At 37.3% G+C, this 15216-nt stretch carries 8 protein-coding genes; 5 read left to right on the top strand and 3 right to left on the bottom strand.

Features of this window, described 5'->3' with window-relative positions; translation table 11 throughout:
• Positions 1-12: 12 nt before the first annotated feature.
• The 3 genes from BWI92_RS12775 to BWI92_RS12765 all read right to left on the bottom strand — a co-directional run bounded on the left by BWI92_RS12775 (position 13) and on the right by BWI92_RS12765 (position 6996).
• A complete protein-coding gene (locus tag BWI92_RS12775; protein ID WP_095163650.1) occupies positions 13-993 on the bottom strand; it encodes a pectinesterase family protein in 981 nt (326 codons plus the stop codon).
• Between the two features lie 331 nt (positions 994-1324).
• Entirely contained in the window at positions 1325-3880 is a 2556-nt protein-coding gene (locus tag BWI92_RS12770) for a phosphocholine-specific phospholipase C (RefSeq protein ID WP_095163649.1), read from the bottom strand.
• Between the two features lie 185 nt (positions 3881-4065).
• Positions 4066-6996: a PAS domain S-box protein gene (locus tag BWI92_RS12765; protein WP_095163648.1), complete on the bottom strand. Its 2931-nt coding sequence runs from the start codon at positions 6994-6996 to the stop codon at positions 4066-4068.
• A 505-nt stretch (positions 6997-7501) separates the two neighbouring features.
• On the opposite strand from BWI92_RS12765, the gene BWI92_RS12760 reads away from it, so the two are divergent.
• The 5 genes from BWI92_RS12760 to BWI92_RS12740 all read left to right on the top strand — a co-directional run bounded on the left by BWI92_RS12760 (position 7502) and on the right by BWI92_RS12740 (position 15094).
• Positions 7502-7903 (top strand): ketosteroid isomerase-related protein, encoded by a 402-nt coding sequence (locus tag BWI92_RS12760; RefSeq protein WP_095163647.1) that lies wholly within the window; start codon positions 7502-7504, stop codon positions 7901-7903.
• 1 nt (position 7904) lies between these two features.
• A complete protein-coding gene (locus BWI92_RS12755; protein ID WP_095163646.1) occupies positions 7905-8486 on the top strand; it encodes a GNAT family N-acetyltransferase in 582 nt (193 codons plus the stop codon).
• Positions 8487-8995: 509 nt separating this feature from the next.
• Complete coding sequence (locus BWI92_RS12750) at positions 8996-9895, top strand: carbon-nitrogen hydrolase family protein (protein ID WP_095163645.1); 900 nt, start codon at positions 8996-8998, stop codon at positions 9893-9895.
• A 643-nt stretch (positions 9896-10538) separates the two neighbouring features.
• Positions 10539-12014: a PAS domain-containing protein gene (locus BWI92_RS12745; RefSeq protein ID WP_095163644.1), complete on the top strand. Its 1476-nt coding sequence runs from the start codon at positions 10539-10541 to the stop codon at positions 12012-12014.
• 200 nt (positions 12015-12214) lie between these two features.
• Positions 12215-15094, top strand: coding sequence for a response regulator (locus tag BWI92_RS12740; protein WP_176464413.1), 2880 nt, complete (start codon positions 12215-12217; stop codon positions 15092-15094).
• Positions 15095-15216 lie beyond the last annotated feature (122 nt).

Below are 15216 nucleotides of genomic sequence, written 5' to 3'. Positions count from 1 at the left end.
ATAGAAAATCTTTTATTTATCCAACCAGAACTTTGATAATTCTTGTATTATTTTTCCTGCAAAAATCTCTGATTTACTGTAGGTTAAGGCTTCTGCCTTGGTCAAACTCTTCGACCATTTTACACGTTTTGTTTGGTTTGCACCTTTTCCAGTTGTATTGTATTCAGCATAAAATACAGTATTTTCAGTTGAGGGTCTGCCCCAGTTATTCCACCCTTCAGGTACTATATGACTGCCTACTTCGCAATCGATAAAAACAGTTTTGGCAAAATCTCTCCAAGGTCTACCCAGATACACTTTGGTCACGTTGGCATCAGCAGTGAGTTTACAATTTTTGAAAACATATCCATACACCACCCAATCAGGTGTCGATGCTGCCGAAACGTATCCATCTGCTTTTGAGTGAATATGGCAACGTTCAAAAAGTGCTGTAGAAGAACCAAAAATAAAATCGACTGTCCCTTCGATAAAACAATCTTCAAAGAGTTGTCGAGAGTTTTCACCAGAAGCAAAAATGGTATCTTGATTTCCTAAAAAGCGACAATTCTTAAAAACGCATCTATCTCCTTCGACATGCAATGCCACGGCTTGCCCTACCCTTCCTGCAGTGTTTTCAATGGTTAAGTTCTCAAAAGAAAGGTTATTGCCCATGACTCTCAAGGTATAAGAATCAAAGGTTTCCATTTTACCTTTTCCAGAATAATCATTGTAGCTGATAATGGTGCTATCCTTATCTTCGCCAACAAATTTGATATTGGTTAAGGTGCTAGGGATATCCAATTTCTCAACATATTTACCTTTTTTGATTTTTATGGTGATGCCTTTAGGAAGATATACCCTGACAGCATTTATGGCATCTTGAATATATTTAAAATCGCCAGAGCCATCTTTTGCTACCACCAAATCATGCTGAACTTTTAGGGCTTGAGCATTTACGCTACTAATACTCAGAGAAAGAATGAAAGCAATAGAAGTGAAAATTCTTGGGAACATACATTAATTAGATTACAGGTTTTTACATGAATTTCTTTTAAAAGAACCTGTAAGTATTTTTTTACTGGAAAGTACAGCTTGTAAAATGGTGAAGCCCTTGAATAGTATGATGCCAGGCTTGGGAATGTTGAATTTGTGATGTACGAAAGTTTGGCTATTCCGTAAAATAAAATTGTTGTAGCGACAACCCTTACGATTATCATGTTGAAAATGAGAATGATTATCTGTTATCCTTCATCATTAGAAGTAGATAGGCGCGAAGAATTTTATCTGTTGCAGTACTTTTTCCAAATAGCGGTCGACTTAAGTCGCCCGCTATTCGAAAAAATATCTACACCGTTTTGACGAGTCCCATCGCTGGATCGGTGAAACTTGATTGCCCTGTTTCGACATGACCAGCATATCTTCTTAAAAAGATAGAATTGTCTTTCACTTTTACAGAGAAATCATACCAATTGTGACTTTTAGCAAGATTCAGCACTAATTTTTGAGATTGACCAGCGGTAAGATTTATGGTTTTCAAACCTGTTTCATACGACTCGTCAATAACTTCGACAACAATCGCAGTCTTTGAAATATTCTCTAAATTTAACACAACATTACCAGTAAAAGCATGACTCTTTGAGGCTGACTCGTAGGTTAAACTAGTTTTTAGAGAATCTGTAGCATTTCCATTGAAAGTTCTAAAAAAACCATTTGGGGCATAAACGTCTACTGCATATTGTCCCGACTCCGATTCAGATAATTTCCATGTATCATTGAGTTGATCACCTGCTTTTATGGCATAGTCTCTTGCCAACATAGACTCATAACCCAAAGATTTTCCTTCGGCATCTTTCTTTAGATAAGGAATCGTCGAATAGGCTTTGAAAGGTGAACCTTTGGTCTTTTTGCCAAAAACGGTCGTGCCTGCCTTCATTTTCAATTCAAAAACATCACCTTTTACCTGACCATCTACGTACAACTCGTAAGGAATTGCACAAGCAGGTCGGATACCCTTTTCTTGCTGAGGCATCCATTTTGCTACTTGAGGATTTTGATTGATGGCCTCTTGTTCAGCTTCAGTCAAAACTTTATAGCCCGATGGTAATTCTTTAAACTGCGCTTGGTGAACAGCCTGAATAAAGGGTTCTTTCTCGACAAAATTAGGTAGCGGAATATTCTCACCATTATAAGGTTGAAAAACAGAGGTCAAATCCCCACAGACTGTTCTTCTCCATTCGGTGATATTGCTTTCTTGAATATTCTTTTTTGTTTTTTTCGAAACAAATTTTTCCAAAAATTGAATTACAGAAGTGTGATCAAAAACCTCCGAACATACACGTCCGCCACGAGTCCAAGGAGAAGCAATCAAAAGTGGTACTCTAAATCCCAAACCAATAGGTCCTTTACGAATATCCTTGTAAGGGCGCTGTTGCTCATGAGTAATATTTACGCGCTCGACCGAGGCATCTATACCTTGCGAAACCTTTCCAGAATCTTGCGCCTGATGGTCGGGTGCTACGTAAGGAGGAATATGGTCAAAATAACCGTCGTTTTCGTCATAAGCCAAAATGAAGATAGTCTTCTTCCAAACCTCAAGATTTTTGGTCAAAATATCCATCGCCTCTGACAAATACCAAGCCCCATACCAAGGCGCACCTGGATGGTCAGAAAAGTTCTCAGGCGCTACCAACCATGAAACGGTTGGTAAATTATTGTTGTTTACATCTTCCCTAAACTGATACAAGACATCGCTTTGTGGCACTGCCATTTCACGCTCTTTTCCATCAAAATCGTATTTGATGTGACTTAGCTTTCTGTAATTGGGATCTTTTCTGTTATTGGTAAAGGCACGTTGGTGAATTGCCTTTTGGGTATCCGACAATTCATTAAACTTGTCAGGATGATAAGTTACTAAGTCAACTTTGATTTGTGCCAACCAGCCTTTTTTCGATTCTAGTTGTCTTTGTGCTTTTTTATATTCAGCGCTTGCAGCATCTAGCGTAGGGAGTTTCTTCTCTAAATTGCTGATTTCTTCAGGCAAAACTTTCTCCAATTTCTGGATAAACTCGTAATATTCTGGTGCAAACTTTACCTTGTAATTCTCAAACCACTCAATAGGGTTATCAGTAAAATTAGAAAGCCAAGCATCCTCCTCACCTTCTAAACCAGATGGCAAACTAATTTCATTTTGGTATATTTTCCAAGGTACATTTGCTTCCTGAAGTCTTTCAGGAAATGTTTTCCATTTTGCCCACTTTTCATAGTCAATATCCTCATTTTTGACATTGGCTTTGGTATTGAAAGAAGCATTTTCACGAATCGTACCCGACCATAGATACAAGCGATTGGGTGTTGTACCTGTCAAAGAAGAGCAGAAATTTTGGTCACAAATCGTAAAAGCATCTGCCATGGCATAATAAAACGGAATATCCTCACGATTGTAATAGCCCAAAGTCAAGGGCATATCCTTATAATCCTTGTTTCCAGATTGTTTTGCGCCAAGCCAGCCGTTATTTTTTCCATTATTGAGCGCATCTATTTGGTTTTCCCACGAGTGTGGCAACGAGCTCATCCAAGTAGCTTTGGAATCTTTAAGATTTAGGCGAAAAGGTGCGTAAGTTTTGCCGTCTTTAGTAGTTTGTAGCCAAACTTTACGTTTATTTCCATCTGTCAATGCACGAGGGTCGTTGAACCCACGTACCCCTTGAAGGGTTCCAAAACAGTGGTCAAAAGAGCGGTTTTCTTGCATTAAAATCACCACGTGTTCGGCATCCCAAAATGAACTACCTTGTGGAGGATTGATTTCCAATGCGCGTTGAATAGATTGAGGTAGAGCGCCAAAAAATCCAGCGCCGCTAGCTAGAAAGGAGGCTTTTTTGATAAATTCTCTTCTTGATTCCATAAGTTTTTGTTTCAATTGGGTAAGTATATTTAGCCAACAACTGTCATTTACAAGTACATCGTCATAATGGCTAAATTAGCTATACAATTTCAAACTCCTGTATCATATTGTTATCATTTTCAATATGGTACAGGAGTCAAAATACAAAACAAATTTAAAAGAAGCAGCTTAACGTTACGATAAATTTATGATACCATTAAATTATCGGCAGGACTTTTGGAGTCAGGTGAATAAGGGGAGGCTTTTCTAACAATTTCATGAATGATCTCATCCATCTCACGCGCTGATACGTCTACACACGAAAGCAATTCAGCAGAAGGTAAATTTCCTTGTGAGTCGTGCATAAGTAAATCTACGGCCCCGAGTATTCGAGAAAGTGGCGCACGAACAACATGTGATTGAATCCAAGTAATCTCACGAAGCTTGAGGTTTTGTTCTTCAATGGCGCGAACATATTTCTCTTTTTCGGTGATATCCTTGGAAAAACATGATACACCAATTATTTCATCATCGCGATAAATGGGATATAAATTGATTTCAGAAATCTCATATTCACCACTAACTGGATTGAAACCAGAAACCTCTTCAAAGAAAGATTCTCCTGCCAAAGCTCGATCGTACAAAGAATTCCAATAGGTTAATTCCTCCTTTGACCATTTTTCATTGAGAGCCTCTGACCCAACCTGAGGCTGCTCTCCTATCTTTTGGGCTAATCTTTGTGCAAAAATAGAGTTGAATGTCACAAGTTTTTTTTCACTATCAATTGACCATATATAATTATCGGTATTGTTAATCAACAATTCCAAATTAGACTTCATTTGCTCAATCTTATTCTCCTGTTCTTTCAATGTAGAAATATCACGATACGAAATGGCCATGCCATCATTGAGTGGATTACAGCTAACCGAAAGCCATTTTTTGGAATGCTCTTCAAAATCGATAAAGCTATGTTCTCTACTTTCATCTTGAGCTACCACATGTTGCATGAAGAAAGGATGATAAGGATGAATATTAAAAACTTCCCAGAGATACATACCCATGTGCGACTGCGAATCCAAATCAAAAAGCTGTTCAGCAGCTTGATTGGCATACTGAATCCGCCATTGATCGTTTACCATAAAATACCCATCTGTAATACTTGACAAGATTCTACCACTATTTTCCGCCTCTAAAAGATATTGTCGTTTCGCCGATTGTTCTTGGGTAATATCTTTTCCAATAAGATAAGCAATTTCTGTATTGGACTCATAGGTCGCGCTCCACTCTATCCAATGAATTGTACCATCTTTGGCCACACATCTGTTAGTAAAAGTTGAGCTAGCATTGTTAGAAAACATCAAATCTAAATCAAATCTCGCTGCTCCTAAATCCTCTGGATGAACCACTTGCAAAAATGGTTTACCATAAAATTCCTCTTTTACGAAACCAAGTTCTTTACAAAAACGAGGGTTGACCTTGATAAAACTACCATCAAGACCGATAGTACAGATATAATTATTAGAATGATTAAAGACATTATCCCAATCTTTCAGCGCACTTAATTTAACTATTTTTAACCCTAATATATCTGCCACACTCTTACAAAACGAGGTATGTTTTTTGTTGATCAGAGTCACATCCTGCGTGCAAAGCGATAAAATTCCGACTACTTTGTGTTTACTTTTGAGAGGTAATATAAAGGAATTACACTCAATAGCTTTTCCACCATTTATTTCTCGCATTTGCTTACCTCGCATGGCTTGTCCATGACGAAATACCTGTACTTCCCAGTCATCGGCCGAATGCTCTAGCCGTATAGGTGATGCCAAAGAGAGGCTTTCTGGAAAATTATGTGTTCCTAAACTTACGTTTTTGAGATATTTACCTGCGCCATCCACAACCCACAAGGAGGCAGTTTGATAACCAGCTAGTTCGCAGACGCGTTTAAGTACCATTTCAAAAGGCTCATTGAAAGTTTGTGTTTGACCCAACAGTCTATAAATTTCGTTCAAGCAAAGTGTCTCTTGATTTTTCTGATAGTTATCTGTAATATCTAAAATCGTGGCGAGATGATACCCTCCAATGAGTTTTTTATGTAATTGATAGCTTGCTATGAGTTGGTTATTCTCAAAATCTCTGATTTTGGTAATTCCTTTGGCTTGATTATGCTCAAGAAAAGTTTGCCAGATTTGACCAAATGATTTCTTGAGACCATCCGTCATCAAAGGCTGAATTTTTGAGACTTTCAATTGATTATTGTATGCACGGAAAAGTTTAACCGCTGAACGATTCGCATCGATGATTTGTCCATCGTCATCAAAAACCAAAATTGCCTCTTGAGTTTTATCGAAAATGGTTTCAAATTGGGAAAGCGACGAGCGCTCACGTTCTCGAGACTCGATGAGTTGGGTAATATCCGTAAAAATCACCAACGAGGCAGGATACTCGTTTACAATGATGTTATAGGCCGAAAACTCTATATACAGGGTATTATTTTCGGGCAAACACCACCTTACAACAGTCCGTTCACCTGTTCGAGAGGCCATATTCCTTTCCATACGTTCCATATCGTCGGGATGACACAACTCCGTGATGTTCATCTGGGTGAGCCATTCTTCCTTTGCCGAAATGGTATCTTTTGTGGCTTGGTTTACCATCACAATTCGATTGGTATATGCGCAAGTCACAATCATCGGTATGGCTGAACTGGTAAACAAATTATTATATAAATCGATATATTTAGATAATTTTTGTTTACTCTCTTTCTTTACTTCAAAAGAACTCAACACACGCTCTATCCAATCTTCGGAAAGTTGGCTATCGAGCAGATAATCTTCATATTTAATCTCATTCTGAGATTTTAATTCGTTTTTATTGTCTTTAGGAATTATTAAAACTATGTAGAGAGGAGATGACTGCTGGCGGTAGTCGTTGTAAAGCTGTATTTCTGGAGATGCAAAACTTGGTAGGTAATAAAAGACAATCGGACGGGGTTGAAAATCGAGTGGTTGGGCTATTTCTTCGACAGGAAGATACTTGTATTCAGTACAGAGTCGCTGAAAGATCTCAGTTATGGACTTCGGTATGTCTGGTACTGTTTTAGTGGCGGTAAAATTTTTGAATGAATAAAGCAACATAAGGATTCACAATTATGAGAGAGTAGCTAAGATGCCATTTTTATATATTTTCAAGTAACAATAATGCTCGATGTAAATATAGAAAAATATGCCATCATGACAAAAGATTCTTCAAATATTTAGGAATTTCCCCATGTAGCTAAAATTATCCGCATTTAATTAAATTACTATGATACCCGCCTTACCCAAAAAAGCCTCAATCTATTGACAATCAAGCCTTAAATTTTCTTTCCTTTTTATGATATTGCTTAGAAAGAAAAAAATCATTGGACATACCCTATAACAGCGGTCAGGTATTATCAACCGAAATTGTTTGTCATAAATCCAAAATAGGTATGAAAGAGCAAGCTAAATTCACGCATGCACACTTCACTAATGGTAATAAATGCATGTACCTACAAATAAAATACTCATTTGATTCTTGAATTTTTTAATTTTGAACCGCATAAAAGTTATGCCCAGTGCTTCAACTGGAATCAATATTTATTAATACAATTTTAGTGCAATGAAAGGTGTAGAAATCGTAAAGGCCTATTACAATAGCTTCAATCAAAAAGATTGGCAAGGAATGTTAGACTTGCTTGATGAGAATATTCGTCATGAAAGCAACCAAGGCGATGTGCGTGTGGGAAAAGAAAAATTCACTGCATTTCTTCAAAAAATGGACGAAAGCTATGAAGAAACGCTCACTGATATGGTTTTTTTGGCAGAGGAGACTGGGACTCGTGTAGCAGTTGAGTTTGTGGTAAATGGTATTTACAAAAAAGGAGAAGAAGGTCTTCCTGAAGCACACGGACAAACTTATGTGTTGCCTGCTGGGGCTTTTTTGGAAGTAAAAGATGGAAAAATCACCCGTGTAACAACATACTATAACCTTACACTTTGGATTGAACTAGTTTCAAAGTAATATGGAATTTATCAAAAAAGTAGGCAAAGAAATAGAAAGCATTTTTGAAGATTTGGCAAAACTCAGAATCGAGGTATTCCATGACTATCCTTACCTATATGAGGGAACATTGGACTATGAATTGGAATATTTAAAGACATATGCTAATTCGGAAAAGGGCTTTCTATTTGCCGTTTATGACCAAGGTAAAATGGTTGGTGCTACGACCGGGATTCCACTCAAGGATGAAACGGAAGAAGTGCAAACACCATTTATAGAACAAAATTTTCCTTTGGATAAAATATTCTATTTTGGCGAAAGTATTTTGTTAAAACCGTATCGAGGCATGGGACTTGGACATCGTTTTTTTGATGAAAGAGAGACTTTCGCAAAAGATAACGGTTTTCAAATTACCACTTTCTGTTCTGTTGACCGAGGAGAAAATCATCCTTTGAAACCAATAGACTATCGTCCCAATGATATTTTTTGGACAAAAAGAGGTTATTCCCAACAACCTGATTTGGTTTGTGAAATGAGTTGGCTAGATATTGGCGAAACGGAAAGTACCCAAAAACCACTCAGATTTTGGCTTAAAAATCTGTAGTTTTAAGTTAGTAGGCAAGATAAAATTTAAGATTACACTTTAGGCTTTCCGGTTACGGCTTTCGGCGGTGAGTAATAAAAAACATTTTAACACTCTGTGCCTTGTGCCTATTGCCTTGTCCCTAAACACAAATCTTAACTCTTATTCTGCGTTATTACTAGAGTTAGTGGGCAAGATAAAATTTAAGATTACACTTTAGGCTTTCCGGTTACGGCTTTCGGCGGTGAGTAATAAAAAACATTTTAACACTCTGTGCCTCTTGCCTGTTGCCTTGCCCCTAAAAACAAATTTTAAATCTTGTTCTGCGTTATTACTAGAGTTAGTAGGCAAGATAAAATTTAAGATTACACTTTAGGCTTTCCGGTTACGGCTTTCGGCGGTGAGTAATAAAAAACATTATAACACTCTGTGCCTTGTGCCTGTTGCCTTGTCCCTAAACACATCGCTTAAATTTTATCATGCACGATTACTCATTTTATCAGTAATTATTCAAATTTTAATCCATTCGTATGAAAGTTCGTGTTGCAACCGCGCAATATCCCATCACGCAACATAGCTCATTTGATGCGTGGGCAAGCCACGTACACGAATGGGTGGCGGAGGCTAGTGCTCAAGAAGCCAAATTGTTGGTTTTTCCCGAATACGGTGCCATGGAGTTAACTAGTATTTTACCAGCCAATTTACAATCTTCTCTTCAAGGACAGGTAATTGAGTTGAGTAACTTACAAGACAAATTCATAGATGTTTGGACTACCGCAGCACAGCAAAATAAGGTAACGATTGTTGCTCCAAGCTTACCAGTCATCATCAATGGACGTCCTGTCAACAGGGCGATGGTTTTTTCTGAAAAAGGCTACGTTGGGTATCAAGATAAATTTTTCATGACGCGTTTTGAAAACGAAGAGTGGGGAATTTCAAGTGGAGAAAAAGTGCTCAGTATTTTTGAGGCAGAATGGGGAAAATTTGGTATTCAAATATGCTATGATGTCGAATTTCCTATTGGCAGTCAGCTGCTTGCCTCCGAAGGTGCTCAACTCATTGTGGCACCAAGCTGCACCGAAACCATCAGAGGGGCTACGCGTGTACACATAGGGGCTAGAGCCAGAGCTTTGGAAAACCAAATTTACACTGCGGTATCACAAACAGTTGGCAATGCTCTATGGTCGCCAGCCGTTGATATCAATTATGGATATGCGGCTTTTTATGCTACTCCCGATAAAAATCTGCCAGAAGAAGGAATCATTTCCTTAGGCGAAACCCAAAAACCAATATGGCATTATCAAACCTTAGATTTTGAACTTTTGGACAGGGTAAGAGCAGATGGCCAAGTGTTTAATTTTAGAGACCAACAAGGTATCGCTACAAAACTATTGTATCATAAAATAGATATCAAAAAAGTTCAAGTTTAAACAAGTGCGAATTTTAAGTTATCGTGCAAAATAAGAATCTGGTTGTGTGTTTAGGCAACAGGCAAAGCGTGTAAAATGTTTTTAATAACCACAGAAATACTTTTTCCCAAAACTTACCGCCGAAAGCTGATACCTGAAAGCCTTAAAAATTCTATTTTGCCCACTAACTTATATTGCTTTCTTCAAAACGTTTAATCTTGATAGTTTTACTTCAGGAAACAAGACTATGAAAGGTTTAATTTCCTGAAGTATTTATACTCAGCAATTACTGCTTCAAATACCAGCTCCAAGGTCGCTACAAAATTTCTATCGCCTAATTTTCTCACTCATCTTCAAAAACTAACAAAAATCATCCCTAATACTAGGGATTTTATAGCTTTTATTAGGGAATTCTAACTAGAGTCATTTGTTTTTGTTCTTCAAAAATATAACTTGCCACTGCCTTCAACAATAAGATTATTGCCCCGAACTCATCTTCTGCTTAAACGAAAACTATTTTAAGAGAACTCAATCGATAAATAGTTGAAAATCATCCATTTTAAATGGTAAAATAACTACCTCAACCAGCACTCAATTTATGTTGTAATCCGTCTGAGAAGACGGAGGTAAGGAATTATTAGATAACCATTAATACACTAGTACTATGAATCACGTGAAGATTGAATTATTTGAGGAAGTAAAAAATCATCCAGCATTGTTTGATTGGATGATTTCAAACAGTTTTACCGGCTTGGGGTTCATGCAACCCAACGAAACAGATACGATTTGGTTCAACACTGCGCTTGTCGATTTCTTCCAGAAAAACACACTCGCTGTATCAGAGTTAAAGGCAGAACTCCAGAAGTTTAAGCCATTTTCAGTAGATTTTTTTCGCATAACACTAAGCAATTCAAATCATACAAGTTTTGCGGTTGATACAAAATTATTTCATTTTGATGATTCAAATAAAATTGCATTCGGATTCTATGTTGAAGAAATTTTAAAAGAAGAGAAAATAGATATCCTGTCTTCCATCATCCAAAGTCGGGCTTATTATGTAGTTACTACAGATTTATTCGGGAATTATAGTTTCGTAAATGAACACTTTTGTGAGGTATTCAGCTTTACAAAGGACGAAATTATCGGCAAAAATGCCTTATCTAATATTATTCCAGAAGACCATCAAAAGTGTCAGGATACGGTTGGACTATGTTTTCAGTTTCCTAACAAACCTCATCCTGTCATTTTAAGAAAACCTGACAAAAATGGAGAGGTCGTTGTAAATGCATGGGAATTTAGCGGTCAAACAGATGCACAAGGTAACGTATATGAAATTCTTTGCACAGGATACAATATCACAGACCAAATCAGAATACAAAATGATTTGAGTGTATTGGTATCGACTATGTCTGATATTTTGATGGTAGTAGGTACCGACTTCAAGATAAAATATCTCTCCAACAGTTGGGAAAGATTATTAAACCAATCTGTGGAAGGTTGGCTGGGCGCAAACTATCTGGCACTAATTCATGAGGCTGACAAAGAGAAACTTACAATTGCTGTTCAAAGCATCGGGGAATCGCAAACACAAACATCCGTTGAGTATCGCATATTGAGCTTTTCTGGAGAATGGATTTGGCTTCGATCTTCGATCAACTATGATGAGGCTACTAAAAATTTAGTCTTTACAAGCCAAAATATTTCTGATAATAAAGAGAAAGAGGAAAAGCTCAAAGAGTTGGCCTTGGTTGCCTCCCAAACCACAGATGCGATTATTATAGCAGATGCTCAAGGTCGTATAACTTGGATTAACAAAGCATATCAGGAACTAACGGGCTATTCACTGGAAGAGGTATTAGGTCGTAAACCTTCAGAATTGATTCATGGCCCACTGACTGACCAAAAGACCATCGAAAAAATAAGAGAGGCCATCAAAAATCATGTCCCAATTTCTGAGGTAATCTTGAATTATACCAAAGACAAGCAGACCTATTGGATCGACATCACAATCAATCCTGTTTTTGATGAACATAATGTTTGTACCAACTTTATAGCAGTTGAAAGAAATATATCGGCAAAAAAATTGCTGAAGATGAATTACGTGCCACCAAAGCATCACTTCTGCAAACGAGTGAGGTAGCGCTTGTGGGTGGATGGGAATTAACCCTACCTGACAGAGCTTTGTATTGGAATGAGATTACCAGAAGTATTTTTGAAGTTGAACCTGAATTTAGCCCCGCACTTGAAAAAAGCGTCAATTTTTACACACCAGAGTACAGAAATATACTGATGAAATCGCTGGATGATTGTATCAGTAATCATAAAAGCTTTGATATTGAAATGGAAATCATTACTCAAAAAGGAGCTAAAAAATGGTTACGATTAATCGGTAAAATGGATACTGAATCGACTCCACAAAAAGCTTATGGTGTGGTTCAAGACATTACAAAAGTGAAAATAGCTGAGGCGGAAGCAAAAAAATCGACTTTGCTGCTTCAAAAACTATCCAGTCAAGTACCTGGGAGTTTGTATTTGTATGAATTTTCGGAAAATACTGGAAAATTTTCGTTCCCGTACGTCTCGGCGGGTATCTCTGAAATATATGAAGTAACACCTGAAAAAATTATTCAAAACCCCGAAATAATATTCAACAGAATTATCCCTGAAGATTTACAAAGAGTTATTGATAGCATGAAGCTTGCTCAAGATGCTTTTACACCTTGGGAACAGGAATTTAGAATTTTAGATTCAAAAGGAAACATCAAGTGGTTAAGTGCAGCCTCAACACCCGAAAAAACCGAAGATTCGTCGTTGTGGCATGGCTATTTACAAGATATTACTAAGAAAAAAGAAATTGAAAATGAAATAACCAACTCCGAGAAAAAATTCAAAAGTTTATTCGATTTCAGCTCAGATGCGATTTTCTTATTTACAGAGGATGGCGTAATTGATTGTAACGATGCTGCCTTAAAACTTCTAGGGATGACTGCTAAAACACAAATTCTAGGTCAAAATCCAGCTGATTTTTCTCCAGAGTTTCAACCCAATGGCCAAAAAAGTATAGATGCTATTCATGAAAAACTTGAAGAGCTTACAAACCGAGAATTTTATAATTTTGAATTTGTTCATAAAAGATATGATACTGGAGAAAATTTCCCTTGTGACATTTTATTAAACACCATCGAGCTTGGTGGAAAAAAAGTGGTGCAATCGGTGATAAGAGATATCACGGCTAGAAAAGAAACTGAAGCACATCTTTTGCGTGCAAGAGAACAAGCAGAGGCAGCAAGTCGCTCAAAATCTGAATTTTTGGCCAACATGAGCCACGAAATTCGTACGCCACTCAATGGCGTGATAGGATTTACCGATTTATTGTTGCGGACTCAGTTGGACGAAACCCAACGACAATATATGTCCACGGTTCATCAAAGTGCCAATGCATTACTCGATATTATTAATGATATTTTGGATTTCTCTAAAATAGAGGCAGGAAAATTGGAATTAGCGCCAGAGAAAATTGATTTACTCGAACTAGGGGGACAGGTAGCTGATATGATTAAGTTTCAGGCGCACCGAAAAGATTTGGAAATGCTTTTGAATATTTCACCATTAGTCAATCGATTCATTCACGCCGATCCAGTTCGTTTGCGCCAAGTGCTTGTCAATTTGTTAGGAAATGCTGTAAAATTCACCCAATCAGGAGAAATCGAATTAAAAGTCGAAGTATTATCATCGAGTTCCAACAACCCAACTTTATTTAGATTTTCGGTAAGGGATACGGGGGTAGGAATAGAGCCTAAAAATCAGCAAAAAATCTTTGAGGCGTTTTCGCAAGAAGATGCTTCGACCACACGAAGATTTGGCGGAACAGGCTTAGGTTTAACAATCGCCAATAAACTGTTGGCCTTGATGAACAGCAAGTTGCAATTGGAGAGTACTCCTGGCAAAGGAAGTATTTTTTACTTCGATGTTGCCTTTGAAACCGAACAGGCAGGACCTATTAAGACTAATTTGCCTTTGTCAATTCAGAAGGTACTGATTGTTGATGATAATGATACCAATCGACTTATTATTCACGAAATGTTGGCATTGAAACAAATTCAGTCAGTTTGTGTAAAGAGTGGAATAGAAGCATTGGATAAATTAAAATCAGGAGAAAAATTTGATGTTGTTTTGATGGATTATCACATGCCTTACCTAGATGGCATTGAAACCAGTCGAAATATTCGTAAAAAACTAGCGCTCGATGCCGATCAATTGCCAATTATCTTACTTTCGAGCTCTTCTGATGATGATAGTTTACAGCAGATTTGTCAAGAATTATCCATTCAACAAAAATTGGTAAAGCCAATCAAGATACAGCAATTTTATGATTCGCTTGCCACTCTACACGCTAGTAAGGATACGAATTTGTACAGACCATTAGACAATTTGGTCACCAATCAAGACGAGTATTTCCAAGCTAAAATGGATATTTTGTTGGTCGAAGATAATCCTGTAAATATGCTTTTGGCTACCACATTCTTGAATAAAATTGTGCCAAATGGAACCGTCGTAAAAGCCCATAATGGCGCAGAAGCACTCCTTAAATTTCAGGAAAAACGACCAGATATTATGTTTTTGGATATCCAAATGCCAGTGATGAATGGTTATGAAACAGCCACAGCTATTCGAAAATTAGAAGATGGTAAAAACCCTGTTCCTATCATTGCTCTGACAGCAGGAACGGTAGTGGGCGAAAAAGAAAGATGTTTGGAAGCAGGTATGAGTGATTATATTACCAAGCCAGTTTTAAAGGTAACAATTCAAAAAATGATTGAAAAATGGGTATTAGAACAACCCAAAACTGAAATATTAAAAGCGCAATCGGTAGAAAGATTAGGAGTACATTTTGATAAAAACGAGTTGATTGAAAGAACAGGAGCCAATGGCGAACTGATAATACAACTCCTTGATTTGTCATTTGAGCAAACAGATAGCTTTTTAGTCGAAATACAACAAGCTATTTTGGTTCAAGATTGGGATTTGGTTCAATCACTAGCACACAAGCTTAAAGGAACTGCTTACTCTGTGAGTTTTCTAAAACTCGGAAAAATCGCTGGAGAATTAGAGGAAATAAAAGAACCAACTCTTGAAAAAGTACAGGAACTAATCCAAGAACTAACACAAGAAATAGCCTGTCTGGGAGCCTTAAAACCAGCAATGCTATTGCTCAATTGATTCATTCCAATTGGGCTTGTTCTCGAAGTTTTTAACAAAAAAGCGGTCGAAAAATAGGTTTTCGACCGCTTTTTGATGCTACTGTGCTAGATATGAATGGCTTAAAATCTAATTTGACATAC

The organism is Flectobacillus sp. BAB-3569 (assembly GCF_002270355.1).
GTDB lineage: Bacteria > Bacteroidota > Bacteroidia > Cytophagales > Spirosomataceae > Flectobacillus > Flectobacillus roseus.
This window is presented reverse-complemented; position numbering and strand designations above follow the sequence as displayed.